Source organism: Kitasatospora sp. NPDC057940, assembly GCF_042887425.1.
Classification (GTDB): Bacteria; Actinomycetota; Actinomycetes; order Streptomycetales; family Streptomycetaceae; genus Kitasatospora.
Window position 1 is genome coordinate 1 of sequence record NZ_JBHVPH010000040.1, and the last position, 24416, is coordinate 24416.

The window sequence follows — 24416 nt, forward strand, 5'->3', positions numbered from 1 at the left end:
TCCGGCTGCCGCTTCCGCACCCGCTGCTGGAAGGCGGAGGACCGCTGCGCCGAGGAGATCCCGCTGCTCGCGGTGCCCTCGGTGCTGAAGGGCCCGGCCGCGCACGAGTCGGCCTGTCACTTCGCCGAGGTCCGGGAGCCGGCCGCCGCCTGACTCCCCGTGGCATCCCCGGAAGGGCCCGTGGCTCCGTGCCGCGGGCCCTTCCGTCGTTCCGTCAACTCACGGGGCGTTCGGTGCACCCGTCCGGGTGCACCTGACTCGCGCCGTCGTCCGGGCGCGCTTCTCATGGGGTGTGATGCGACACACACCACGAGGAGGGACTTCCATGCCCGTAGCCGCCCGTGCTCGCTGGGTCCTCGCCGCTGCGACATCCGTGGCCCTGGTCGCCACCGGGTGCAGCAGCGGCGGCGGCGGCGGAAGCAGCAACAGCTCGTCGGACAGCAGCAAGAGCTTCAGCTACCAGAGCAGTGAGCCGCAGAACCCGCTGCAGCCGGCCAACGCGAACGAGGTCGGCGGCGGTCGCATCATCCAGAACCTCTTCAAGGGGCTGGTCGACTACGACCCCGCCACCGCCAAGATCCGGATGCAGGTCGCCGAAAAGATCGACACCAGCGACTCCCAGACCTTCGACGTCACGCTGAAGGACGGCTGGAAGTTCCACGACGGCACGCCGGTGCACGCCAAGAACTTCGTGGACTCCTGGAACTGGAGCGCGACCACCAGCAACAACCAGATCAACAGCTCCTGGTTCTCCGACATCGAGGGCTACCAGGACGTCCACCCCGCCGGCGGCCAGCCGACCGCGACCAAGATGTCCGGCCTGACCGTGGTCGACGACCTGCACTTCACCGTCAAGCTCAGCAACAAGGTCTCGTACTTCGAGTACAAGCTCGGCTACATCGCCTTCTCCCCGCTGCCGGACGCCTTCTTCAACGACCCGACCGGGTACGGACAGAAGCCGGTGGGCAACGGCCCCTACCAGTTCGTCAGCTGGAACCACAACACCGAGGTCGTCACCAAGGCCTTCCCGGACTACCAGGGCGTCGACAAGCCGAAGAACGGCGGCATCGTCTTCAAGATGTACACCACGTCCGAGGCCGCCTACGCCGACCTCCAGTCCAGCAACCTGGACGTGATGGACCAGGTGCCGCCGTCCGCGCTGGCGACGTACAAGAGCGACCTCGGCGACCGGGCGATCGACGCCCCGCAGGGCGCCATCCAGAACATCGGCTTCACCCTCTACCAGGCCGACTGGGCCGCGCCCGACAAGGCCAAGGTGCGCCAGGGCCTGTCCATGGCGATCGACCGCGACACCATCACCAAGACGGTGCTGCAGAACTCCCGCAAGCCGGCCACCGCCTGGGTGGCCGAGGGCGTCGAGGGCTACAAGGACGGCGCCTGCGGCGACTTCTGCAAGTTCGACCCCGCCAAGGCCAAGCAGCTGATCAGCGACGGCGGCGGCGTCCCCGGCAACAAGCTGCTGATCACCTACAACTCCGACGGCGGCCACAAGGAGTGGGTCGACGCGGTCTGCAACTCGATCCGGCAGAGCACCGGCGTCGAGTGCCTCGGCGACCCGAAGCCCGACTTCAAGACCGCGCGCGCCGCGATCACCGGGCACCAGGTCAACGGCGCCTTCCGCACCGGCTGGGTGCAGGACTACCCGCTGAACGCCAACTTCCTGTCCGACGTGTACCGCACCGGCGCCGCGTCCAACGACTTCGGCTACAGCAGCCCGCAGTTCGACCAGGCGGCCACCAAGGCCGACGCGGCCGCCAGTGTCGCCGACACGGTGACCGGCTACCAGCAGGCCGAGGCGGTGCTGCCGAGCGGGATGCCGGCCATCCCGCTCTGGTACTACCGCACCAACTCGGGTTACTCGACCAAGGTGCAGAACGTGAAGTTCGACTCCTTCGGCAACCCGGCCTGGACCCAGGTCGAGGTCAAGGGCTGACCCCCCGACCCCTCGCGCCGGCCCCGCCCTCCCCGCACGGAGGGCGGGGCCCGGCCCTCCCGGCCGACCGTCCCCGGCCGGCCGTGCACCCAGGGCACGTCTAGGAAGGAGGCTCGGATGGGCAGTTACGTGCTGCGGCGGGTGCTGCAGATGATTCCGGTGTTCTTCGGCACCACGTTGCTGATCTTCCTGATGGTCTACACGCTGCCGGGCGACCCGGTGTCGGCGCTGTTCGGCGAGAAGGCCGCCGACCCGGCCGTCGTGGCCAGCATCAAGCACAAGTACTTCCTGGACCAGCCGGTCTGGAAGCAGTACCTGCACTACATGGGGAACCTCTTCCAGGGGGACTTCGGGACGAGCTTCACCGGCCGGCCCGTCTCCGAGATCATGGCGACCGCCTTCCCGGTCACCATCCGGCTCGCGCTGATGGCCTTCGTCTTCGAAGTGGTCCTCGGCCTCGCCCTGGGCATGGCCTCCGGCCTGCGGCGCGGCAGCATCCAGGACACCCTGGTGCTGATCCTCACCCTGGTGGTGATCTCGATCCCGGTCTTCGTGCTGGCCTACATCGCGCAGACGATCTTCGCCACCAACCTCGGCTGGGTCACCCCGACGGTGCAGGACTCCACCGACCTCTCCCAGCTGATCCTGCCCGCGATCGTGCTGGGCTCGCTCTCGCTCGCGTACGTCGCCCGGCTCACCCGGACGTCCATCGGCGAGAACCTGCGGGCCGACTACATCCGCACGGCGGTCGCCAAGGGGCTGCCCCGGCGGACCGTCATCTCCCGCCACCTGCTGCGCAACTCGCTGATCCCGGTGGTCACCTTCCTCGGCACCGACCTCGGCGCCCTGATGGGCGGGGCGATCGTCACCGAGGGCATCTTCAACGTGCAGGGCGTCGGCAACGTCCTGTACCGGGCGATCAACCAGAAGGAAGGCCCCACCGTGGTCGGCATCGTGACCGTCCTGGTGATCGTCTACCTCGTCGCCAGCCTGCTCGTCGACCTGCTCTACGCGGTCCTGGACCCGAGGATCCGCTATGCCTGACGTCCACGACGAGAACTCGTACGAGCCGCACCCCAAGCCCGGGGTCTCACGCCTCGACTACGCCGGGGAGCAGGGCATGGCGGTCGAACAGGAGACCCTGGTCGAGCCCGACCCGGCCAAGCGGGAGGAGGCCCGCAGCCTCTGGGGCGACGCCTGGCGGGACCTGCGCCGGCGGCCGATCTTCCTGATCTCCGCCGTGCTGATCCTGCTGCTGGTCGTGATGGCGATCTTCCCCTGGGCGTTCACCGACGCCGACCCGCGCAAGGCCGACCTGATCCACGACTACCTCAGGCGGCCGAACTGGACGGACTTCTTCGGCGCCGGCTGGTTCGGCTACGACGGGCAGGGCCGGTCGATCTACGCCCGGGTGGTGTACGGCGCCCGCGCCTCGATCACCGTCGGCATCTGCGTGACCCTGGCGGTCACCGTGCTCGGCGGGCTGGCCGGCATGGTCGCCGGCTACTTCGGCGGCGCCGTCGACGCGGTGATCTCCCGGATCACCGACATCTTCTTCGGCCTCCCGCTGCTGCTCGGCGCCCTGGTGCTGCTGAACGCCTTCACCACCCGCACGGTGTGGAGCGTGGTCATCGCGCTGGCCTTCCTCGGCTGGACCCAGATCGCCCGCGTCATGCGCGGCGCCGTGCTGACCGTCAAACAGTCCGACTACGTGGTGGCCGGCCGGGCGCTCGGCGCCGGGACGGGGCGGCTGATGTTCCGGCACATCCTGCCGAACGCGATCGCCCCCGTGATCGTCGTCGCCACCATCGCGCTCGGCGGCTACATCGCCACCGAGGCGACGCTGAGCTTCCTCGGCATCGGTCTGCAGGACCCGACCATCTCCTGGGGCATCGACATCTCCTCCGCCCAGAAGGTGATCCGGACGGCGCCGTACGTGCTGTTCTTCCCGGCCGTGGCGCTCTCCGTCACCGTGCTGGCCTTCATCATGCTGGGCGACGCGGTGCGCGACGCCCTCGACCCGAAGCTTCGCTGAGCGAGGGGAGCGCAACGTGAGTACAGCTGTGGACGCCGGCAGGTCCGAGCGGGCCGCGTCGTACGAGGGGCCGCTGCTCGACGTCCGCGACCTGCACGTCGAGTTCGTCACCAGGGACGGCGTGGCCAAGGCGGTGAACGGGGTCGACTACAGCGTCCGGGCGGGGGAGACGCTCGCGGTGCTCGGCGAGTCCGGTTCGGGCAAGTCGGTGACCGCGCAGGCGATCATGGGCATCCTGGACATGCCGCCGGCCCGGATCCCGCGCGGGGAGATCCGCTTCCGCGGCCGGGACATGCTGAAGATGGGCAACGAGGAGCGGCGCAGGATCCGCGGCCAGAAGATCGCGATGATCTTCCAGGACGCGCTGTCCTCGCTCAACCCGGTGCTCAGCGTGGGCTTCCAGCTCGGCGAGATGTTCCGCGCCCACCGGGGGGCGTCCCGCAAGGAGGCCAAGGACAGGGCCGTCGAGCTGATGGAGCGGGTGCGCATCCCGGCGGCCAAGCAGCGGGTGAACGACTACCCGCACCAGTTCTCCGGCGGCATGCGCCAGCGCATCATGATCGCCATGGCGCTGGCCCTGGAGCCGGACCTGATCATCGCGGACGAGCCCACCACCGCCCTGGACGTCACCGTCCAGGCCCAGGTGATGGACCTGCTCGCGGAGCTCCAGGCGGAGTTCCACATGGGCCTGATCCTGATCACCCACGACCTCGGCGTGGTCGCCGACGTGGCCGACAAGATCGCCGTGATGTACGCCGGCCGGATCGTCGAGACCGCCCCGGTGCACGACCTGTACGCGCGCCCCGCGCACCCGTACACCCGGGGCCTGCTGGACTCCATCCCGCGGCTGGACCAGAAGGGCCAGGAGCTCTACGCCATCAAGGGCCTGCCGCCCAACCTGCTGCGGATCCCCCAGGGCTGCGCCTTCAACCCGCGCTGCCCGCGGGCGCAGGACCGCTGCCGGGCCGAGGTGCCGGAGCTGTACCCGGTCGCCGAGGACGACGGCGCCCCGCTGGCCGGGCGGGGCAGCGCCTGCTTCTTCTGGAAGGAGACCCTCCATGGCCGGTAACGGGTCCACCGCACTGGGCGCCGCGGCGCCGGAGGAGACCGCCTTCGCCCAGGAGGTGCCGCGCGGCGAGCCGATCCTCGAAGTCCGGGACCTGGTCAAGCACTTCCCGCTGACCAAGGGCGTGCTGTTCAGGAAGCAGGTCGGCGCCGTGAAGGCCGTCGACGGGGTCTCCTTCGACCTGCGGCAGGGCGAGACGCTCGGCATCGTCGGCGAGTCCGGCTGCGGGAAGTCCACGCTGGCCAAGGTGCTGATGAACCTGGAGCCGGCCACCGGGGGATCGGTCCGCTACAAGGGCGAGGAGATCTCCCGGCTGTCCGGGTCGGCGCTGAAGGCCGTCCGCCGCAACATCCAGATGGTGTTCCAGGACCCGTACACCTCGCTGAACCCGCGCATGACGGTCGGCGACATCATCGGGGAGCCGTTCGAGATCCACCCCGAGGTGGCGCCCAAGGGGGACCGTCGCAAGGCCGTCCAGGACCTGCTGGACGTGGTCGGGCTCAACCCCGAGTACATCAACCGCTATCCGCACCAGTTCTCCGGCGGGCAACGCCAACGCATCGGCATCGCACGGGGGTTGGCGCTCAGGCCGGAGATCATCATCTGCGACGAGCCGGTCTCCGCGCTGGACGTGTCGGTGCAGGCGCAGGTGATCAACCTGTTGGACAAGCTGCAGGGGGAGTTCAACCTCTCGTACATGTTCATCGCGCACGACCTCTCCATCGTCCGGCACATCTCGGACCGGGTCGGCGTGATGTACCTCGGCAAGATGGTCGAGATCGGCAGCGATGCCGAGATCTACGACCACGCCACCCACCCGTACACCCAGGCGCTGCTCTCCGCCGTCCCCGTGCCGGACCCGACGGCCCGGGAGTCGCGGGACCGGATCGTGCTCACCGGGGACGTGCCCTCGCCGGCCGACCCGCCGTCCGGCTGCCGCTTCCGCACCCGCTGCTGGAAGGCGGAGGACCGCTGCGCGGCCGAGATCCCGCTGCTCGCCTCGCCGTCCTGGCTGGGCGGGGCGGCCCGGCACGACTCGGCGTGTCATTTCGCGGCGGAGCGCGAGGTCGGACAGAGCGCGGCGGAGCGCGGGGTTGGGCAGGGCGCGGCGGAGCGCGAGGTCGGGCAGGGCGCGGCGGAGCGCGAGGTCGGGCAGGGCGGCACCGAGCCCGGTTAGCGGTCCGCGGGACCCAGGGCGCACCCCTGCCTCGGGGGGTGCGCCCTTTCTTGTGATGGAAAAGAGACGTGCAGCGCGATTCCACAAGTGGGGTCGGGTCGTTGATAGTTGCTCTGCGCGTACAGGTGCTCGCTGCTGCGCTGGGGGAGGGCTGCTCGGATGGACGTGGTGGAGGTGATCGGCGGCGGTCGGGAGAACCTGGTGCCCGGGACCCCGCTGCTGGAGGTCGACGACCTGCACGTCGAGTTCCGTACCCGGGACGGCGTGGCCAGGGCCGTCAACGGGGTGAGCTACTCGGTGTCGGCCGGGGAGACGCTGGCGGTGCTGGGCGAGTCCGGTTCGGGCAAGTCGGTGACCGCGCAGGCGATCATGGGCATCCTGGACACGCCGCCCGGGCGGATCACCGGCGGGCGGATCCTCTACCGCGGCGAGGACCTGCTGACCATGGGCTCCAGGGCCCGGCGGTTCGTCCGGGGCCAGAAGATCGCGATGATCTTCCAGGACGCGCTGTCCTCGCTCAACCCGGTGCTCAGCGTGGGCTTCCAGCTCGGCGAGATGTTCCAGGTGCACCGCGGCGCCAGCCGCAAGGAGGCCAGGGAGAGGGCCATCGAGCTGATGGACCGGGTGCGGATCCCGGCGGCCAGGCAGCGCGTCGGCGACTACCCGCACCAGTTCTCCGGCGGCATGCGCCAGCGCATCATGATCGCCATGGCGCTCTCCATGGAGCCGGACCTGATCATCGCGGACGAGCCCACCACCGCGCTGGACGTCACCGTGCAGGCCCAGGTGATGGACCTGCTGGCCGAGTTGCAGCACGAGTTCCACATGGGGCTGATCCTGATCACCCACGACCTCGGCGTGGTCGCCGACGTCGCGGACACGATCGCGGTGATGTACGCGGGCCGGATCGTCGAGACGGCCCCGGTGCGCGACCTGTACGCGCGCCCCGCGCACCCGTACACCCGGGGCCTGCTCGACTCGATCCCCCGGCTGGACCAGAAGGGGCAGAACCTCCACGCCATCAAGGGCCTGCCGCCCAGCCTCCTGCAGATCCCGCAGGGCTGCGCGTTCAACCCGCGCTGCGACCGGGTGCAGGACCGCTGCCTGAGCGAACTCCCGCCGCTGGTGCCGATGGTGGACGCCGAGGGCGCCGAGCTGCCGGGCCGTCGCAGCGCCTGCCACTTCTGGCGGGAGACCCTGCACGGCTGAGGGCGCCGGGCCGCCGTCGTCGCCTACCGCTCGAAGCCGACGTTCTCCCAGACGATGTCGGACAGCCCCTGGGCGCCGATGTTGGCGAGGTTGGCGCGGGCGCCGTACAGCTGCGGGCGCTGGTAGAGCGGCAGTACGCCGGCCACCTTCCACAGCTCGCCGTCGGCCTGGTTGATCGCCTCGGAGGCGGTGGCCGCGTCGGGTGCGGCGGCGGCGCGGTCGAGGGCGGCGTCCACGGCCGGGCTGCCCGCGCCGACGTGGTTGGTGCCGCCGTTCTGGACGAAGTCGGCACGGTTGCCGCTGGCCGGGAAGGGCGTGCCGAGCAGCGAGTACGCGGTGATGTCGAAGTCGCCGCGGTTGACGTACTTGTCGAAGAACTCGTTGGCGGCGGAGGTGACCGTGGTGACCTTGATGCCGATGTCCTTGAGCGTCCTGGTGGCGCTGTCGGCCTCGCTCTGCGCCTGGGTGACGCCGGCCGGGATGACCATCCGCAGGTTCAGCTCGCGGCCGTTGCGCTTGCGGACGTCGCCGTCGAGCCGCCAGCCGGCCGCGTCCAGCTTGCGGGCGGCCTCGGCGGGGTCGTAGCGGCTGAGGCCGAGGGAGTTGTCCCGGTAGGCGTTCTGGTTGGCGACCAGCAGGTGGTTGTTGAGCGGGGCGGCGGGCCAGTCCAGCCCGTTCAGGTCGGAGCGGATGACGGCGTCCCGGTTGATGGCCTGGAAGACGGCCTGGCGGACGGTCGCGTCGCTGAGCGCCGGGGTGCGGGCGTTGAGGGTGAGCTGGCGGAAGTCGGGCCCGCCGGCCCGGCGGACGGCGGCGCCCTTGGTGCTCTTGATGGTCTGGTAGCCGGCGACGTCCGGGCCGTTGTTGAAGAGGTCGATCTCGCCCTTGGCGAAGGCGGGGGCCATGGCGTTGGGCAGCATGGCGTGGAAGACGATCCGGTCCAGCAGCGGCTTGTCGCCCCACCAGGCGGGGTCGGCGACCAACGTGATGGTCTGGGCGGCGCGGTCCATCCGTTCGACCTTGAACGGGCCGGCGGTGACCGGGATCGCGTCCAGGTAGGCGGAGTTGAACAGCTCCGGGGTGGCGAGCCGGCTCGCGGGCAGCAGCGGGGCGTTGGCGGCGCCGTTGAACATCGACTGCCACTCGGAGAACGGCCGGTCGAAGGTCATCACCGCCTGGAAGTCGTCCTTGCCCCGCTCGACCGAGGAGACCTGTTCGAAGCCGGTGTTGCTGGCGGGCCGGTAGGCCGGGTCCTTCCCGTTCAGCGCGCGCCAGTTGGCTTCGAGGTCGCGCCAGGTGATCGGGGTGCCGTCGGACCAGTGGGCCTTCGGGTTGAGCGTCCAGACGACGACCTGCCGGCCGTCCCGCAGCTCCGCGTGGGCGTCCTGCAGGTAGGCCGGGTTGACGGTCTGGGTGCCGGCCGCGTCGGAGCGGAAGAAGGTCGGCAGCAGCGGCTTGCTGACGCTGATCGTCGAGGACTCGCTGCCGTCGGTCTGGATCGGCGACCACTGGCGGGAGAACTGGGCGATCGCCATGTGCAGGGTGCCGCCCTGGCGCAGCTGGGAGCGCTCGCGCGGGTTGACGTCGATCGAGGTGAGCTTGGGGGCCCCGGTGGCGGACGGCCCGTCCGCGGCGGCGCCGCCCTGGCCGGAGGCGCACGAACAGAGCGTCAGTGAGAGCGACAGGGCGGTGAGACCGGCGAGCAGAGCCGTCCGGTGCTGGAGGCGGCGGCTCATCGGCGTGCTCCCCGAGGTGGCTGTGGCGGAAGGTGTGGCGTCACATCTTGCTGACCGGGAGGGCGAGTTGTCGAGGGGCGGGCCGGATGCCGGCCCGCCCCCGATCGGTGCGGTCGTTGCTCAGGCGACGGTGAACTTGAAGGTGCGGTCCTTCTCGCCGGTCTTGTCGAGCAACGAGGTGACGGCGTCCGCGACGTCCTGCGGGGTGATCGCGGCGGTCTGGCCGTTCTTCTTGACCTTCACCTTGTCGAACACGCTGCCCAGCTGGCCGTTCAGCGCGTCGAGGTCCCACTTGGGCACGATCTTGCCGGAGGCGTCCGGGACGAGCGTGAGCGTCTTGGCGGCGACCTGCTTGCCGAAGATCCACTTCTTGGTGCCGGCCAGGACGTACACGTTGCCGTTGAGCGCGGACTTGCCGAGGCTGTCCGCGGCGGCCTGCAGGGCCTGCGGGGAGACCTTGGGCTGGGCGGCCGTCACGGCGAGCGCGATCGGCTGCTCGGGCTTGCCGGCGGCGCGGTCGCGGTAGGCCTGCTCGACGACGTCGAGGGCGCTCGCCGAGTCGACGGCCTGGCCGGCCCGGCCGGGCACCACGAGCGGGTCGCCGTTGTCGGCGAACTTGACGTAGCCCTCCTGAAGGCCCTGGCCCGAGCCGGAGGCCAGGGTGTCCAGGGCGGCCTTGAGCTTGGCCCGGTCCACCTTGACGTCCGGTGCGACCGCCTTGGTGCCGCCCTTCAGCGACTTGATGACGTCGACCGGGCTGTAGCTGTGCTGGGCGAGGCCGTCCACGGTGCCCGTGGTGTCGAAGCTCAGCCCGGCGACGGTCGGGTCGAGGTTCAGCGCCTGGTCGCCGACCTTCAGCTTGAGCGGCTGCTGGCCGGTCTTGCCGACGGTCTCGTCGAGCTGGTGGATCGCCTGGTCGCGGCTGTTGCCGCCGATGTCGGTGCCGAGCACCACGGTGCCCTTGGGGATGTCGGACTGGTTGAGCATCAGACCGGTGCCGTACGCGGCGGCGCCGAGGAACAGCACGAAGCCGAAGCCGTACACGCCCAGCTTGACCAGCTTCTTGCCGGCGCTGGCCTTCGGCTTGGCCTTGCCCTTGCTCTTGCCCTTGGCGGGCGCGGGCGCGGACTCGGTCTTGGCCGGCTGCGGTGCGGGCCGGGGGCCCGGGGCGGGGGTCGGCAGCGGGGTGAGCTCGGTGGCCTCCGGGTCCGCTCCGGGCTGCTGCGGGTGTCCGTGGGCGGTACCGGGGGCGCCGGGGAAGAGCCCGCCGGGGGCCGGGTGGGCGAAGGCGTCCTGGCCCGGCGCGGCGGGGCGCTGGGCGGCGAACGGGTCGGCACCGGCCGGGGCCGAGGCGAACAGGCCGGGCTGCGGGCGGGCTTCGCCGCCGTGCGGGGCGCCGTTCTGCGGCAGGCCCGGTATGGCGGCGGGCGGCGGGGTGCCCTCGCGGATCGGCTCGAAGCCGTCGACCGAGGTGTCCTCCGGGTCCGTCGCGCCGGCTGCCGGGCCCTGCGGGCGGGCGCCCGGGCGCGGGCCCTGCTGCGGCCGTCCGTCGGACTGCCGGCCGTTGCGCCGGCCGCCGTTCTGCTGGGCGTTCTGCTGCGGGCGGTCGTCGCGCCCGCCGCGGGCTCCGGCCGTGGGCGCCATCGGGGCGAACGGGTCGGCGGTGGGCGGGGCGAAGGGGGAGGCGGCCTCGTACACGCCGGGCTCCTCCGCCGGGTCCTGCGCACCGGGGCCGGCGGGGAACGGCGCGCCGTTCGGGTTCGGGGCCGGGTTCGGGGTCTGGGCCTGGGCGGGCACCGGCCGGCCGTTCGGACGGGCCGCGCCCTGGGCGGGGCGGGCACCGTTCGGGCGGGCGCCGGGGGCCTGGGCGGCCGTCGGCCGGGGCTCGGCGGCGGCGGGCGCGGCCGGGGCCTCCGGCGCGCCCGGGGTGTTCGGGGCACCGGCCGGTACGGCGGCCGGCGTCGGCTCGGCCTTCTTCTGCCGGGGCCGGAACCAGGCGCCGGTGGACTCGGCCTCGGACGTCGCCGGCGGGATCGGCGGGACCTGCCACTCCGGCGGCAGCTCCGGCGGGGTGGCCGTGCGGGCGCCGCCCTCCATCACCCCGAGGACGGGGGAGGAGGGCGCGGAACGGTGCCGCGGGCCGCCCGGCTCGGGGGCGGCCGCCGGGGCCTCCTCGCCCGGGCCGTCCTCGTTCTTGACGGTGCTGCGGACCACGACCGGCGGGATCGGGCGCGACCCGGGGATGTTGATCCGGACCCGGGTCGTCAGGGTGGTCTCGGTCTTCGGGCCGTCGTCCTCGCCGCCCGACGCGGCGCCCTGGGCGGCACCGGCCCGGTCGCCGCCCGGGAGCCCCGGTGTGCCGTAGGGCGGGGTGCCCGACGGGTAGGCGTCCGGACCCGTACGCCGGGGCGTCGGGTGGGCGTTGTCAGATTCGCGGCTGCTCAATGCTGCTCTGCTCCGGGTTCGCGGGCGGGCCGTGCGGCGCGACCGCGGTTCGTGGTCGCCGGGCCTGGGCGGGCGGCGGTCGGGTACGGCGTTCTGCGGGACCACCATACTGGGAAGAACAGAGCGGCGAACGGCTTCGGACAGATCCTGATACGTCCGGTTCCTCCGGTATGAGAGTACGGCCGCGCGCTCCTGACTGCGCGTCGTGCGCGGTGCCGTACGTGCCCCGCGGGCGGGTTCAGCGCGGCGGGCCGGGCACGCCCGGGAACCAGCCGGCACGGGTCGGCAGGGTGGCGCAGATCACGCCCAGGACCGAGCCGCCGAACAGCCAGCCGAGCGAGGAGGCGTTGGACCACAGCACGTTGTCGCCCTCCGGCCGGGGCACGATCACCAGCAGCATCGCCATGAACCAGCCGGCCGCGGGCAGTGCCGCGCCCAGCCGGGTGCCGGTGACCCGCAGGCCGCCGTAGAAGGTGGCGCCGGTCGCGGCGAGCGCCAGCAGGACCCCCACGGGCGGCCACAAGGCCTGCACAAAGGATCCGCAGACCGACACCGCGACACCCAGCAGGAAGAACAGGGCGTAGGCCGCGATCCGGGCGGCGCGCGGGGGCTGGGGCTCGGCCAGCCGCTCCTCGCGGGTGCCGAGGACGGCCGCCGGGAACGAGCGGCGCGGCGGCCGGGCGGCGGCGGGCTCGGTCATCGGACGCTCTCCTCGGCGGTGGCGGTGGCGGTGGCGGGCAGCGGGTCGGCGGCGGGCGACAGGCCCGCGAACAGGTCGTCCTCGGGCCGCTCCGGCCCGGCCTGGCCGCGTACCAGCTGGTAGTACTCGGTGGCGACCAGCGGCTGGCCGAGGTCGTTGGAGAGCGCGAAGAAGGCGCCGTCCACGGTGATCTGAGTGGCGTGCGCGGCCATCGCGGCGGCCTTGCGCCCGGCGTACGCGGAGCCGTCCAGCACGGTCGTGACCACCTCGTCGGCCACCACCCCGGGAACGTCGGCCGGCTGGGCCGTCCCGGGGAAGGGCGCCCGGGCGGCGGTCTCGGCGAGCCCGGCCTCGATCACCGAGCGGGGCATCCGGTTCCAGTACACCTTGGCGATCCGCCAGGCCGGGCCCAGCTCCGGGCGGTGCGCCGGATCGGCCGCCAGCTCGTACGCGCGCATCGCGACCCGGTGCGCCTGGATGTGGTCCGGGTGCCCGTAGCCGCCGTTCTCGTCGTAGGTGACCAGCACCTGCGGCCGGATCTCGCGGACCACCGCGATCAGGTGGCCGGCCGCCTCGTCGACGTCGGCCTGCCAGAAGCAGCCGGGCACGTCGTTGTCGGGCAGGCCCATCATCCCGGAGTCGCGGTAGCGGCCGGGGCCGCCGAGGAAGCGGAGGTCGGTGACGCCGAGCGCGCGCATCGCCGCGGTCAGCTCGCCGATCCGGTACGCGCCGAGGGTGCCTTCCCGATCGGCCGTCAGATGGGCCAGCCCGGGCGGGATCACCTCGCCGCCCTCGCCGAGGGTGCAGGTCACCAGGGTGACCTGGGCGCCCTCGGCGGCGTACCGGGCCATGGTGGCGCCGTTGCCGATCGACTCGTCGTCGGGGTGGGCGTGCACCAGGAGCAGGCGGCGGCCGGTAGTCGCGGTCATGGGAGGAAGCCTAACGACCGCCGTGGCGGGGTCAGAGCTTCAGGCCGTTGATCATCCCGGCGAGGTTGCTGGTGACCTGGCTGATCGACGGTGCGATCGAGCTGGACGCCAGGTAGAAGCCGAGCAGCGCGCAGATGATCGCGTGCGCGAGCTTCAGCCCGGAGCGGCGGATCAGCACCACCACGATGACCAGCATCAGCATGGCTGCGGAGACGGACAAAGCCATGTCGGCTCACACCCCTTCTCGGGTGCGCCACCCCCTGGGGAGGGTGACGGTGGGACCGTACGGGACTTGCGGTCGGGCGACCGTGGCCGGGACGGGCCCGACGATCACTCGCCCGACCAGTCATACCCGATGGGTAAGGGGAGCATTACATTCGGTGAGTCTCCACGCGCCGGGGTACGGAGGCACTCGTAGGGCGCATGGGCCGGTCGGAGGGGGTATGGGCGCCTTTGGGGCGTACTCGGGAACGATGCTCCGAACGAGTGATCACCAGGCGCCCGGCAGCGGGAGTACGGCGTCGTAGGGTCTGGTGCCATGACCTCCCACACCCCTGCGGACACCTTCCCCCGGCAGTACGCGCGGACCCTGCGCTACACCGTCGGCGCGCCCCGCTCCTTCTCCGTCGCACCGGACGGCTCGCGGGTCGTCTTCCTGCGCTCCCGATCGGGCGGCGACCGGGCCAACCTGCTCTGGACCCTCGACACCGCCACCGGCGAGGAGCGGATCGCCGCCGACCCGGCCGTGCTGCTCGGCGGCGGCGAGGAGGACCTCTCGCCCGCCGAGAAGGCCCGCCGCGAGCGCAGCCGCGAAGGCTCGGCCGGCATCGTCGGCTACGCCCTGGACGCGGCCGGCCGGCTGGCCGCCTTCGCCCTCTCCGGCCGGCTCTTCACCGCCGACCTGGCCACCGGCACCACCGCCGAACTGCCCGCCCAGGGCCCGCTGCTGGACCCGCGGGTCTCCCCGGACGGCAGCCACGTCGCCTACGCCAACACCGCCGGCGAACTGCGCCTCACCCGTACCGACGGCACCGCCGACCGGGTGCTCGCCGAGCCCGACGGCCCGAACGTCACCTGGGGGCAGGCCGAGTTCATCGCCCAGGAGGAGATGAGCCGCGACCGGGGCTTCTGGTGGTCCCCCGACGGCGACCGGCTGCTGGTCGAGCGCGCCGACGACACCCCGGTGCGCCGCTGGTGGATCGCCGACCCGGCCAACCCGCAGCGCGAGCCCGCCGAGGTCGCCTACCCGGCCGCCGGCACCGCCGACGCCGAGGTCGGCCTCTGGGTGCTCGACCTGGACGGCGGCCGCACCGAGGTGGTCTGGGACCGCACGGCCTTCCCGTACCTCGCCCGAGTGCACTGGTCCGCGGGCGGCGTGCCGCTGCTGCTCGTCCAGGCCCGCGACCAGCGCAGCCAGCTGGTCCTCGGCCTCGACGTGGCCACCGGCGCCACCGAGGTGCTGTTCGAGGAGCGCGACGACGTCTGGCTGGAGCTGTTCCAGGGCGTCCCGGCCTGGACCCCGGACGGCAAGCTGGTCCGGATCTCCGACGAGGGCGGCGTGCGGGCGCTGGTGATCGGCGACCAGGCCGTCACCGGGGCCGACCTGCACCTGCGCTCGGTGGTCGCCGTCACCGACGCCGAGGTGCTGTTCACCGCCTCCGGCGGCGCCGCGGAGACCGACCCCGAGCCCGGCTGGATCGCCGTCGGCCGGATCAGCCACGACGGCAAGCGGCTCGGCTGGGAGTCCGCCAACGGCCGTCCGTTCACCTCCGTCACCAGCGCCGTGCACGCGGGCGGGATCACCGTGCGCGCCACCGCCGAGCCCGACCTGCCCGGCACCCTCGTCCGGGTCGCCCGCGACCTGCCCGAAGGCGTGGTCGTCGACGACGTCGCCACCATCGCCTCCTACGCCGAGACCCCGGTCATCACCGCCCGACCGGTGTTCCGCTTCGCCGGCGAGCGCCGCATCCCGGCCGCCGTCTTCCTGCCCACCGGCTACGACCGCGAGCGGGACGGCCTGCTGCCCGTCCTGATGGACCCGTACGGCGGCCCGCACGGCCAGCGCGTCGTCCAGGCGCACAACCCGCACCTCAACTCGCAGTGGTTCGCCGACCAGGGCTTCGCCGTGGTCGTCGCCGACGGGCGCGGCACCCCCGGGCGCGGCCCGGCCTGGGAGAAGTCCATCGCCTTCGACTTCGCCGGGGCCACCCTCGACGACCAGGCCGACGCGCTGCAGGCGCTCGCCGAGGAGTTCCCGCTGGACCTCGGCCGGGTCGCCATCCGCGGCTGGTCGTACGGCGGTTACCTCTCCGCGCTCGCCGTGCTGCGCCGCCCCGACGTCTTCCACGCGGCCGTCGCCGGCGCGCCGGTGACCGACTGGGAGCTGTACGACACCCACTACACCGAGCGCTACCTCGGCCACCCGGCCGAGCGGCCCGAGGTGTACGCGGCCAACTCGCTGACCGGCTACGCCGCCGGGCTGGAGCGGCCGCTGATGATCATCCACGGTCTGGCGGACGACAACGTGGTCGCCGCGCACACCCTGCGGCTGTCCTCCGCGCTGCTCGCGGCCGGCCGCCCGCACACCGTGCTGCCGCTGTCGGGCGTCACGCACATGACGCCGCAGGAGGAGGTCGCGGAGAACCTGCTGCTGCTCCAGGTCGACTTCGTGAAGCGCGCGCTGGGCCTCTGACACCCAGCCTGACCTGCGGTCATGCGGCCGGTACCCCTGACCCGGGTACCGGCCGCAGCCATGACATCCGTCATACCGAAGGCACGACGGCGGACACTGCCGCCGCACCCCGCCCGCACGGGACTCTGAGGTGGTGCGAACGACACCGATCGCGACACCGATCGCGACCACGGGCGCGACACCACCAGGGGAGAAGAGCAGCACGATGAGCACCGAAGTGGCCGCCTTCCGCGGCGTCGGCAAGAGCTACGGGCGGGTGCGCGCCGTGGACGACCTCAACCTCGTGCTGCGCCCGGGCGAGACCGTCGCCCTGCTCGGCCCGAACGGCGCCGGCAAGTCCAGCAGCCTGGACCTGCTGCTCGGCCTGCGCCAGCCCGACCAGGGCAGCGTCACGCTGTTCGGCGGCACCCCGCGGGAGGCGATCGTGGCGGGCCGGGTCGGCGCGATGCTGCAGAGCGGCGGGCTGATGGCCGACGCCAAGGTCCGCGAACTGGTCGAGCTCGCCCGCGACGTGCACCCGCGCGGCCGGCCGGTCCAGGAGGTGCTGGCCGACGCCGGGATCACCGAACTGGCCGAGCGCCGGGCCGACAAGCTGTCCGGCGGCCAGGAGCAGCGGGTCCGCTTCGCGCTCGCGATCGCGGGCGACAGCGACCTGATCGTGCTGGACGAGCCCACCACCGGCATGGACGTCACCGTCCGGCAGGCGTTCTGGGCGAGCATGCGGGCGCAGGCCGACGCCGGGCGCACGGTGCTGTTCGCCACCCACTACCTGGAGGAGGCGGACTCGATCGCCGACCGCGTCCTCGTCCTGCACCGGGGCCGGCTGATCGCCGACGGCAGCTCCGCCGAGATCAAGGCGCGCGCCGGAGCCCGCCGGGTCGCCTTCGAACTCCACGACGTGGACGGGGAGTTCGACGAAGGCGTGCTGCGCCTGCTGCCGGGCGTGCAGTCCCTGGACGTCACCGCCCGGGTGCCGGGCGTGCGGACCGTCCGGATCCGCACCGCGGACGCCGACGCCAGCGTGGCCGGGCTCTACCGGGCGGGCCTGTACCCGCGCGGGCTGGAAGTCACCGGCCTCGGCCTGGAACAGGCCTTCCTGACCATCACCGGCGCGCAGGACCAGCACGAGGACGCGAAGGAGACCGTGCGATGACCACCCTGATCCGGCTGGAGATCCTGCGGACCTTCCGCAACCGGCGCTACCTGGTCTTCACCATCGCCTTCCCGGCGCTGATGTACTTCTTCTTCACCCACGCCTACGGCTCCTCCCCACTGGCCGGCGGCCTGTCGGTGAAGACCTACTTCATGGTCTCGATGGCCACCTTCGGCGCGGTCGGCGCGGTGCTCACCGGCAGCGCGCAGCGGATCTCGCTGGAGCGCAAGAGCGGCTGGGTGCGCCAGCTGCGGCTCACCGCGCTGCCCGGCCGGGCGTACACCCTCGGCAAGATCGCCGCGAGCTCGGTGACCACGCTGCCGGCGATCCTGGTGGTCTTCGCGCTCGGCGCGGTCCAGGGCGTGTCGCTCGGCGCGGCGCAGTGGGCCGGCCTGGCGGCGGCGCTGTGGCTGGGCAGCTTCGTGTTCGCGGCGCTCGGGGTCGCGCTCGGGTACGCGGCGGCGCCGGACTCGGTACAGACCATCGTGATGATCACCTACATGGTGATGGCGCTGTTCGGCGGGACGTGGTTCCCGGTGAGCGGCTCGCTGGAGAAGTTCGCCCGGTTCAACCCGGTGTACCTGTACAACCAGCTGGCCGCGTTCACCCAGCCCGGGCACTCCCTGGACACCGGCGCGATCGCCGGGCTGGCCGCCTTCCTCGCGGTGTTCGTCGTCGCCGCGGCGGCGCTGTACCGCCGCGACACCCGCCAGGCATGATGACCGGCATGACCGAGCCGCGCCAGACCCGCCGATCCGACGAGCAGCCGGAGGCGGGTCCGGCGCGCACGTCGTTCATGACCGTCCCGGGCTCGCCGATCGAGACCAGGCGGCAACTGCTGGTCAAGGTCAGCTGGATGCTGCTGTGGACGATCTACCTGGCCTACCCGGTGGGCAACCTGCTGCACGGCGGACACGGGACGGCCGCCCTGGTGTTCGGCTGGTCCTGCCTGGCGGTCTTCGTCGGCGGCTACGTCCTGCTGGTGATCTTCCGCTCGATGGTCGGCATGCGGCCCCGGGCCTGTCGGCTGATCGTCGCGATGATGGTCGTGCTCGCGAGCGTCTCGGCCTTCGTCCTCGGCGAGGCCTTCCTGACCCTCTTCACCTACGCCTCGGTGTGCGTCGCCGTGATCCTGCCGGTGCGCTACGCGCTGCCCGGCGTCGCCGCCATGGCCGTGCTCACCGCCACCGTCGGCGTGCTGAGCCACGCCGGCGGCGACACCATCCCCACCCTGGCCCTCACCTCCTTCCTCGCCGGCGCCGCGATGACCGGCATGCAGCGGCTGGTCGCCACCATGAAGGAGCTGCGCGAGGCCCGCGCCGCCGTCGCCCACCTGGCCGCCTCCGAGGAACGGCTGCGCCTCTCCCGCGACCTGCACGACCTGCTCGGGCACTCGCTGTCGCTGATCACGCTGAAGAGCGAACTGGCCGGGCGGTTCATGGACGCGGGCAAGGACGAGGCGGCGCGGGCGCAGGTCGCCGACATCGAGCAGGTCGCCCGGCAGTCGCTGATCGACGTCCGGGAGGCGGTGACCGGCTTCCGCCGCCCCACCCTGCCGGTCGAACTCGCCGCCGCCCGCACCGCGCTGGCCGCCGCACAGGTCCGGCTGGAGGCCGCGCCGGAACTGGCCGACACCTGGCCGGGGCTCGCCGACGAGGAGGCGGGCGCGCTGGCCTGGGCACTGCGCGAGGCCGTCACCAACATCGTCCGGCACGGCGAGGGCGCCACCGTCTGCACCGTCACGGCCGACGAGAGCTGGGAGGGCGGCGGCGAGCGCTACGCCGTCCTGGAGATCGCCGACGACGGGCGCGGACCGGGCAAGTCCCAGCCGGGCAACGGGCTCTCGGGCCTGGAGGAGCGGCTGGCGCTGGTCGGCGGGCGGCTGGAGGCCGGGCCGGGCGAGCGGGGCCGGGGCTTCCGGCTCCGGGCCTCCGTCCCGCTGCGGACGGTCACCGCGCCGGCCGGCACGGAACCCGGCCGGTCGGGTTGACCGTCCTCCCCGGTATGGCTACCGCACTCATCCTCGGCTTCGACCCGCACACCGTCCCCGGCATGGACGGCGACGGCCTGCGGGCCGTCCTCGACGCCGAACTCGCCCGCTTCGCCGACCACGGCATCGACGCGTCGATGACCCTGGTCGCGCCCGACGAGATGGCCGGGCCCGCGATCACCGCCGCCCTCGTCGACCAGGACTGGGACGTCGTCGTCATCGGCGGCGGCATCCGCAAGCCCGAACCCGCCCTGCCCTTCTTCGAGCTCGTCGTCAACCTCGTCCGCCGCCACGCCCCGCAGGCCGCCATCGCCTTCAACACCAGTGGCTCCGACAGTGTCGAGGCCGTGCAGCGCTGGCTCTGACCCGCATCCGGCACGGGAAGTCGGCCGGGCCGACTTCCCGCGCCGACTTCCTGTGCCGGATTCCTACGCCGACGGCCGGTCGTCGGTGAGGGCGCGGCCGAACCGGAGCGCGGGGCGGTCGTCGAGGGTGAGTTCGGCGACGACCGCGAAGCCGTTGCGGGTGAGGACGGCCTGGGAGGCGAGGTTGTCGAGGGTGGTGACGGCGGTCAGCGACGTGAGGGCGTAGTCCGCGGCGGCCAGCCGGCAGAGCTGGGCGACGGCGGTGGTGGCGACGCCCCGGCCGGTCGCGTGTTCGCCGACGCGGTAGCCGAGTTCGGCGGTGCCGTCGGCGATGTCGACGAGGTTGACGCGGCCGAGGACGGCACCGGCCGCGTCGAGGACGACGTGGAACCGGCAGGCGCCGGCGTCCTGTTCGGCGAGCAGGGCGGCGTGGCGGGCCGGGAACTCGGCGAAGTAGGCGTCGCCGCGGTCCGGAACGGTCCGCGCGAACCAGGCGCGGTTGGCGAGCTCGAAGGCCAGCAGGGCGTCGGCGTGGTCCGGGCGGAGGCGTTCCAGGTTCGGCATGCCGCCAGTCTGGCCCGCGGGCCTGCGGCGAGCCAGGCGATTACCCTCCGCGGCCCCTCCGGCGCCCCTCTAAGGTCGTGGCCATGAGTGACATTCAGAACGGGTCCCTGATCCGCGTGCTGCTCGCCGAGGACCAGGGGATGGTCCGGGAGGCGCTGGCGGCGCTGCTCGGGCTGGAGGGGGACATCGACGTCGTCGCGCAGGTGGGGCGCGGGGACGAGGTGGTGGCGGCGGTGCTGGCGCACGAGGTGCAGGTGGCCGTGCTGGACATCGAGATGCCGGGGATGACGGGCATCGAGGCGGCCGCCGAGCTGCGCCGGAACGCGCCGGGGACGAGGGTGGTGATCGCGACGACCTTCGGCCGGCCGGGGTACCTGCGGCGGGCGATGGAGTCGGGGGCGGACGCGTTCCTGGTGAAGGACGCGCCGGCCTCGGAGCTGGCGGAGGCGATCCGCCGGGTGCTGCGCGGGGAGCGGGTGATCGATCCGGTGCTGGCGGCGGCCGCGCTGGCGGAGGGCGCGAACCCGCTGACGGCGCGCGAGCGGGACGTGCTGGGCGCGGCGGCGGACGGGGCGGTGAACGCGGACATCGCGCGGCGGCTGCACCTGTCGGAGGGGACGGTCCGCAACTACCTGTCGATGGCGATCCAGAAGACCGAGGCCCGCAACCGCACCGAGGCGGTGCGGATCGCCCGGGAGAAGGGCTGGCTCTGAGCGCGTTCCCGGGGCTGGCTCTGAGCGCCCCGGCTGGTCTGAGCGCGCCTCCGGCGGGTCCGGGCGCGGCCGTCAGTTGAGCCGGTGCCGGGCGGCCCGGGCCTCCTGGCGGACCTTGGCGGCGGTGTCGGGGTCGAAGGTGTCGAGGATCTGCGCGAAGGCGTCCATCTCGGCCGAGCCGCCGAGGAAGTCGCCGGTGCGGACGAGGAGTTCGGCGCGTTCGAGGCGGAGCTGGGCGGGGTGGCGGGGCAGCAGGAGGGCGAGTTCGGTGGCCCAGAGCTGGGTGCGGGCGTGTTCGGGGCGGTCGGCGGCCCAGGCGCGGATGTTGCCGAGCACGCGCAGCACGAGGTCGAGCGGCTGGGCGGGGGTGAGCAGGTCGGGGCTGAACTCCTGCCCGGCGCCGCGGACCAGGCGTTCGGCGTCGTCCGGGTCGAGCAGCCGCCCGCCGTGGAAGGGGTCGGCGAGCACGTACTCGTCGCCGCCGCCCGGCCCGCCGACGGCGACGATGACGTGGCCGGGCAGCGCGATGCCGTGGACGGCGAGCCCGGCCCGCTGCCCGACCGCCATCCACACCAGGGACAGCATGATCGGCAGTCCGCGCCGCCGCCGCAGCACGTCGGGCAGCAACGAGGATTCGAGCCGCCGGTAGTCGGACTGCCGCCCGTGGAAGCGTTCCCGCCCGCCGAGGACGGCGGCGAGCAGGGCGGCGGTCTCCTCCGGGCCGGCGGGGGCGCGTTCGGCGACGGCGAGCCGCACGGCGCTCGCGTGCCGGTCGAGGGCGGCCTCGCAGGCGGCGAGCAGGGCGTCCACGCTGGGCGGTTCCCCGGGGTCGTCCGGGTCGAGGACCGGGCCGTGTTCGGCGGCGGCGAGCAGGCAGAGCAGCACCGGGTCGGGATGCTCGGCGCGGGCGGCGGTCCGGAAGCGGTCTCTGCTCTGCTCGGTCACGGTGACGGCGACGGCTTTCGTACGACGGGCGGGCAAACGGCGGGCGAGGAGCGGCGGGCGAGCGGTGCGGGCGTGGCGGCGGTGCGGGCGGTGCTACCCCTGGGGGAGGAGGGCGTAGTGGTAAGTGTGACTGGTCGTGAAGCCGAGTCCGTCATAGAGCGCGATCGCCCCGGTGTTGTCCGCCTCGACCTGGAGGTATCCGCCGGTCGCCCCCTCCTCGGCGGCCCGGGCGGCGAGCACCGCCATGACGGTCGTGGCCAGCCCGGCCCGCCGGGCGTACGGCGCGACCTCGATCGCGCCGAAGCAGGCCCAGGGCCCGTCGATGACGCAGCGTCCGATCGCCAGCGGCGGCTGTCCGGGGGCGCCCGGCACGGTGGCGAACCAGACCGACGGCCCGCCGTGCAGCACCTGCCGGGCGGCCTGCTCCAGCGCCTCGTCCTCGCCGACCCGGCGGTAGAGCGAGAGCCAGGCCGGGTCGGCGGTCCGGGCGAGCCGGACCCGCTCGGGCCCGGAGCCGGCCCGGGCGAGCCCGGCCAGCGGGGCGGTGCGCACCAGGGTGGGCGCGTAGCCGGCGCCCAGCCGGTCGAGCTCGGTCCGCAGCTCGTCGGGCGAGCCCGGGGTGATCACCTCGACGTACGCGGGAAGGCCGCGCGCCGCGTACCAGCGGCGGACGGCGGCGAGCGCGTCGGGCAGCGGCAGCCCGGGGTCGCCGAGCGCCTGGACGGAGTTGGCGCGCCGGGTGAACCCGGCCGAGGCGCGCAGCGTCCACGCGCCGAGCGGCTCCTGTTCGACGGCGGGCCAGCCGCGGGCCGCGATCCGCTGGAGTTCGACGGGCGTGGCGGCGGGCAGCGGTGCGCGCCGGGCCGGGAAGAGCGGCACGACCTTGCCCGCGACCAGCAGCTTCTCGGGGAAGGAGACGGGGTCGCCGGTCCGCGGAGCGACCGTCAGTCCATGATCGTCCCACGATGTGAGCACGCCGATCGAATCCCGGAACACCGGCCGGTCGTCCACGAACCCCGAGAGGCGCCGGACGGACACGCGTCGTCCCACGTCAGAGCGATCTATCCGGACCTCCGGACGGTCCTGGGCCGGGCCGCCTGCCGTCATCTGGGCACCTCCTGTGCATTTGCGGTCTCCGACCCGCGATACTAGGGGCGGGCATCGACGACGCCGCGCTCACCGCGCACGCGAGCAGAACAGAACGGGCCGCCACGGCCCTTCCGAGGAGGAACGACAGCGTGACCTACGTCATCGCGCAGCCTTGTGTCGACGTGAAGGACAAGGCGTGCATCGAAGAGTGCCCGGTTGACTGCATCTACGAGGGCGAGCGATCGCTCTACATCCACCCGGATGAGTGTGTCGACTGTGGCGCTTGCGAGCCGGTCTGCCCGGTCGAGGCGATCTTCTACGAGGACGACACCCCGGAGGAGTGGAAGGACTACTACAAGGCGAACGTCGAGTTCTTCGACGATCTGGGTTCGCCCGGTGGCGCCTCGAAGCTGGGCCTGATCGAGCGCGACCACCCCTTCATCGCCGCTCTGCCGCCGCAGAACGCCGACCACTGACGATCGGTGGCATCTGAGCTGTGAACACCAACAGCACGCGCGCGCCGTTCCCGGGTCACCCGGGGGCGGCGCGCCGCGTTTCCGACCTCCTGCCGGTCTTCCCCTGGGACAAGCTGGAGCCGTACAAGGCGACCGCGCTGGCCCACCCGGGCGGTCTCTGCGACTTCTCGGTGGGCACCCCGGTGGATCCGGTCCCCGAGGTGATCCAGAAGGCGCTGGCCGCCGCCACGGACACGCCGGGCTACCCGACGGTGTGGGGCCCGGTGGAGCTGCGCGAGGCGATCGCCGGCTGGCTGCACCGCCGCTGCGGCGCCGAGATCGGCCCGCAGGCCGTGCTGCCGACCGTCGGCTCCAAGGAGCTGGTGGCCTGGCTGCCGACCCAGCTCGGCCTCGGCCCGGGCGACCAGGTCGCCTACCCGCGGCTGGCCTACCCGACGTACGAGGTGGGCGCGCGGCTGTGCGGCGCGGAGCCGGTCGAGTACGACTCGGTGGACGAGCTGGACGGTTCGCGGGTCCGCCTGCTCTGGGTGAACTCGCCGTCCAACCCGACCGGCCGGGTGCTCGGCGCGGACGAGCTGCGCCGGGCGGTCGCCTGGGCCCGGGAGCACGGGGCGCTGCTGGTCAGCGACGAGTGCTACCTGGAGCTGGGCTGGTCCGCCGAGCCGGTCTCGGTCCTGCACCCGGACGTCTGCGGCGCGGGCCACGAGGGCCTGCTGGCCGTCCACTCGCTCTCCAAGCGCTCCAACCTGGCCGGCTACCGCGCCTCCTTCGTGGCGGGCGACCCGGTGGTGGTCAGGGAGCTGCTGGAGGTGCGCAAGCACGGCGGCATGATCGTGCCGGCGCCGGTCCAGGCGGCGACGATCGCGGCGCTGTCGGACGACGCGCACGTGGCGGAGCAGCGGGAGCGGTACGCGGCCCGGCGCTCGGCGCTGCGGGCGGCGCTGGAGGCGTACGGCTTCCGGGTCGAGCACTCGGAGGCGAGCCTCTACCTGTGGGTGACGCAGGACCGCCCGTGCTGGGAGACCGTGGCCGAGCTGGCCGCACTGGGCATCCTGGTGGCGCCCGGTGACTTCTACGGGCCGGCCGGCGAGCGCTTCGTCCGGGTCGCGTTCACCGCGACCGACGAGCGGGTGGCCGCGGCCGTGGAGCGGCTGGACGCGGCCCGCTGACCGACGCCG

At 73.0% G+C, this 24416-nt stretch carries 22 protein-coding genes and 1 pseudogene; 15 read left to right on the plus strand and 8 right to left on the minus strand.

The genetic code is table 11. The features are described 5' to 3' along the window. The 7 genes and pseudogenes from ACFVTF_RS35440 to ACFVTF_RS35470 all read left to right on the plus strand — a co-directional run. A pseudogene (locus ACFVTF_RS35440) lies at positions 1-153 on the plus strand (peptide ABC transporter ATP-binding protein); the annotation flags it as partial. Between the two features lie 172 nt (positions 154-325). After that, positions 326-1954 (plus strand): ABC transporter substrate-binding protein, encoded by a 1629-nt coding sequence (locus ACFVTF_RS35445; protein ID WP_387818109.1) that lies wholly within the window; start codon positions 326-328, stop codon positions 1952-1954. A 117-nt stretch (positions 1955-2071) separates the two neighbouring features. Continuing rightward, positions 2072-2998, plus strand: a complete 927-nt coding sequence (locus ACFVTF_RS35450) for an ABC transporter permease (protein WP_363372530.1) — start codon at positions 2072-2074, stop codon at positions 2996-2998. 76 nt (positions 2999-3074) lie between these two features. Further along, the gene (locus ACFVTF_RS35455; RefSeq protein WP_387818172.1) at positions 3075-3989 is read left to right on the plus strand and encodes an ABC transporter permease; all 915 of its coding nucleotides are present in this window, start codon (positions 3075-3077) and stop codon (positions 3987-3989) included. A 16-nt stretch (positions 3990-4005) separates the two neighbouring features. Further along, the gene (locus tag ACFVTF_RS35460) at positions 4006-5058 is read left to right on the plus strand and encodes an ABC transporter ATP-binding protein (RefSeq protein WP_387818110.1); all 1053 of its coding nucleotides are present in this window, start codon (positions 4006-4008) and stop codon (positions 5056-5058) included. Beyond that, on the plus strand, positions 5048-6232 hold the full coding sequence (locus ACFVTF_RS35465; protein ID WP_387818111.1) for an ABC transporter ATP-binding protein: 1185 nt from the start codon (positions 5048-5050) through the stop codon (positions 6230-6232). The genes ACFVTF_RS35460 and ACFVTF_RS35465 overlap by 11 nt, the downstream gene beginning before the upstream one ends. Positions 6233-6391: 159 nt before the next feature. Beyond that, positions 6392-7441, plus strand: a complete 1050-nt coding sequence (locus tag ACFVTF_RS35470; protein WP_387818112.1) for an ABC transporter ATP-binding protein — start codon at positions 6392-6394, stop codon at positions 7439-7441. A 23-nt stretch (positions 7442-7464) separates the two neighbouring features. Here ACFVTF_RS35470 and ACFVTF_RS35475 read toward each other — a convergent pair whose 3' ends face one another. The 5 genes from ACFVTF_RS35475 to ACFVTF_RS35495 all read right to left on the minus strand — a co-directional run bounded on the left by ACFVTF_RS35475 (position 7465) and on the right by ACFVTF_RS35495 (position 13477). Next, positions 7465-9177, minus strand: coding sequence for an ABC transporter family substrate-binding protein (locus tag ACFVTF_RS35475; RefSeq protein WP_387818114.1), 1713 nt, complete (start codon positions 9175-9177; stop codon positions 7465-7467). A gap of 120 nt (positions 9178-9297) precedes the next feature. Further along, positions 9298-11622, minus strand: a complete 2325-nt coding sequence (locus tag ACFVTF_RS35480; protein ID WP_387818115.1) for a hypothetical protein — start codon at positions 11620-11622, stop codon at positions 9298-9300. 238 nt (positions 11623-11860) lie between these two features. Beyond that, on the minus strand, positions 11861-12322 hold the full coding sequence (locus ACFVTF_RS35485) for a DUF6113 family protein (RefSeq protein ID WP_387818116.1): 462 nt from the start codon (positions 12320-12322) through the stop codon (positions 11861-11863). Further along, complete coding sequence (gene mshB, locus ACFVTF_RS35490; protein WP_387818117.1) at positions 12319-13251, minus strand: N-acetyl-1-D-myo-inositol-2-amino-2-deoxy-alpha-D-glucopyranoside deacetylase; 933 nt, start codon at positions 13249-13251, stop codon at positions 12319-12321. Before mshB ends, ACFVTF_RS35485 begins: the two co-directional genes overlap by 4 nt. 31 nt (positions 13252-13282) lie before the next feature. After that, positions 13283-13477: a DUF2304 family protein gene (locus ACFVTF_RS35495; protein ID WP_063347949.1), complete on the minus strand. Its 195-nt coding sequence runs from the start codon at positions 13475-13477 to the stop codon at positions 13283-13285. Between the two features lie 312 nt (positions 13478-13789). On the opposite strand from ACFVTF_RS35495, the gene ACFVTF_RS35500 reads away from it, so the two are divergent. The 5 genes from ACFVTF_RS35500 to ACFVTF_RS35520 all read left to right on the plus strand — a co-directional run bounded on the left by ACFVTF_RS35500 (position 13790) and on the right by ACFVTF_RS35520 (position 19451). Then, complete coding sequence (locus ACFVTF_RS35500) at positions 13790-15943, plus strand: prolyl oligopeptidase family serine peptidase (RefSeq protein WP_387818118.1); 2154 nt, start codon at positions 13790-13792, stop codon at positions 15941-15943. A 205-nt stretch (positions 15944-16148) separates the two neighbouring features. Further along, on the plus strand, positions 16149-17096 hold the full coding sequence (locus ACFVTF_RS35505; RefSeq protein WP_387818119.1) for an ABC transporter ATP-binding protein: 948 nt from the start codon (positions 16149-16151) through the stop codon (positions 17094-17096). Continuing rightward, positions 17093-17815, plus strand: a complete 723-nt coding sequence (locus ACFVTF_RS35510; RefSeq protein WP_387818120.1) for an ABC transporter permease — start codon at positions 17093-17095, stop codon at positions 17813-17815. Before ACFVTF_RS35505 ends, ACFVTF_RS35510 begins: the two co-directional genes overlap by 4 nt. Before the next feature lie 8 nt (positions 17816-17823). Further along, positions 17824-19086, plus strand: coding sequence for a sensor histidine kinase (locus tag ACFVTF_RS35515; protein WP_387818122.1), 1263 nt, complete (start codon positions 17824-17826; stop codon positions 19084-19086). Between the two features lie 14 nt (positions 19087-19100). Beyond that, a complete protein-coding gene (locus ACFVTF_RS35520; RefSeq protein ID WP_387818124.1) occupies positions 19101-19451 on the plus strand; it encodes a hypothetical protein in 351 nt (116 codons plus the stop codon). 63 nt (positions 19452-19514) lie between these two features. Here the strand turns inward: ACFVTF_RS35520 and ACFVTF_RS35525 are convergent, their stop codons facing one another. Continuing rightward, a complete protein-coding gene (locus ACFVTF_RS35525) occupies positions 19515-20015 on the minus strand; it encodes a GNAT family N-acetyltransferase (protein WP_387818126.1) in 501 nt (166 codons plus the stop codon). Between the two features lie 83 nt (positions 20016-20098). On the opposite strand from ACFVTF_RS35525, the gene ACFVTF_RS35530 reads away from it, so the two are divergent. After that, complete coding sequence (locus ACFVTF_RS35530; protein ID WP_387818128.1) at positions 20099-20728, plus strand: response regulator; 630 nt, start codon at positions 20099-20101, stop codon at positions 20726-20728. A 72-nt stretch (positions 20729-20800) separates the two neighbouring features. On the opposite strand, the gene ACFVTF_RS35535 is transcribed toward ACFVTF_RS35530, so the two are convergent. Then, the gene (locus ACFVTF_RS35535; RefSeq protein ID WP_387818130.1) at positions 20801-21673 is read right to left on the minus strand and encodes a transglutaminase family protein; all 873 of its coding nucleotides are present in this window, start codon (positions 21671-21673) and stop codon (positions 20801-20803) included. A gap of 93 nt (positions 21674-21766) precedes the next feature. Then, entirely contained in the window at positions 21767-22780 is a 1014-nt protein-coding gene (locus tag ACFVTF_RS35540) for a GNAT family N-acetyltransferase (protein ID WP_387818132.1), read from the minus strand. A 131-nt stretch (positions 22781-22911) separates the two neighbouring features. Between ACFVTF_RS35540 and fdxA the strand changes: the two genes are divergently transcribed. Further along, positions 22912-23238 (plus strand): ferredoxin, encoded by a 327-nt coding sequence (gene fdxA, locus ACFVTF_RS35545; RefSeq protein ID WP_030061559.1) that lies wholly within the window; start codon positions 22912-22914, stop codon positions 23236-23238. Between the two features lie 20 nt (positions 23239-23258). Beyond that, entirely contained in the window at positions 23259-24407 is a 1149-nt protein-coding gene (gene dapC, locus ACFVTF_RS35550) for a succinyldiaminopimelate transaminase (protein WP_387818133.1), read from the plus strand. Positions 24408-24416 lie beyond the last annotated feature (9 nt).

Bases quoted from the DNA above. Each gene is read 5' to 3' on its own strand.
- mshB (WP_387818117.1), bottom strand. From the start codon at position 13,251: ATGACCGCGACTACCGGCCGCCGCCTGCTCCTGGTGCACGCCCACCCC.
- ACFVTF_RS35445 (WP_387818109.1), top strand. From the start codon at position 326: ATGCCCGTAGCCGCCCGTGCTCGCTGGGTCCTCGCCGCTGCGACATCC.
- ACFVTF_RS35515 (WP_387818122.1), top strand. From the start codon at position 17,824: ATGACCGAGCCGCGCCAGACCCGCCGATCCGACGAGCAGCCGGAGGCG.
- ACFVTF_RS35510 (WP_387818120.1), top strand. From the start codon at position 17,093: ATGACCACCCTGATCCGGCTGGAGATCCTGCGGACCTTCCGCAACCGG.
- ACFVTF_RS35470 (WP_387818112.1), top strand. From the start codon at position 6,392: ATGGACGTGGTGGAGGTGATCGGCGGCGGTCGGGAGAACCTGGTGCCC.
- ACFVTF_RS35475 (WP_387818114.1), bottom strand. From the start codon at position 9,177: ATGAGCCGCCGCCTCCAGCACCGGACGGCTCTGCTCGCCGGTCTCACC.
- ACFVTF_RS35525 (WP_387818126.1), bottom strand. From the start codon at position 20,015: ATGCCGAACCTGGAACGCCTCCGCCCGGACCACGCCGACGCCCTGCTG.
- ACFVTF_RS35505 (WP_387818119.1), top strand. From the start codon at position 16,149: ATGAGCACCGAAGTGGCCGCCTTCCGCGGCGTCGGCAAGAGCTACGGG.
- ACFVTF_RS35455 (WP_387818172.1), top strand. From the start codon at position 3,075: ATGGCGGTCGAACAGGAGACCCTGGTCGAGCCCGACCCGGCCAAGCGG.
- ACFVTF_RS35540 (WP_387818132.1), bottom strand. From the start codon at position 22,780: ATGACGGCAGGCGGCCCGGCCCAGGACCGTCCGGAGGTCCGGATAGAT.
- ACFVTF_RS35485 (WP_387818116.1), bottom strand. From the start codon at position 12,322: ATGACCGAGCCCGCCGCCGCCCGGCCGCCGCGCCGCTCGTTCCCGGCG.
- ACFVTF_RS35520 (WP_387818124.1), top strand. From the start codon at position 19,101: ATGGCTACCGCACTCATCCTCGGCTTCGACCCGCACACCGTCCCCGGC.
- ACFVTF_RS35465 (WP_387818111.1), top strand. From the start codon at position 5,048: ATGGCCGGTAACGGGTCCACCGCACTGGGCGCCGCGGCGCCGGAGGAG.
- ACFVTF_RS35530 (WP_387818128.1), top strand. From the start codon at position 20,099: ATGAGTGACATTCAGAACGGGTCCCTGATCCGCGTGCTGCTCGCCGAG.
- ACFVTF_RS35450 (WP_363372530.1), top strand. From the start codon at position 2,072: ATGGGCAGTTACGTGCTGCGGCGGGTGCTGCAGATGATTCCGGTGTTC.
- ACFVTF_RS35500 (WP_387818118.1), top strand. From the start codon at position 13,790: ATGACCTCCCACACCCCTGCGGACACCTTCCCCCGGCAGTACGCGCGG.
- ACFVTF_RS35495 (WP_063347949.1), bottom strand. From the start codon at position 13,477: ATGGCTTTGTCCGTCTCCGCAGCCATGCTGATGCTGGTCATCGTGGTG.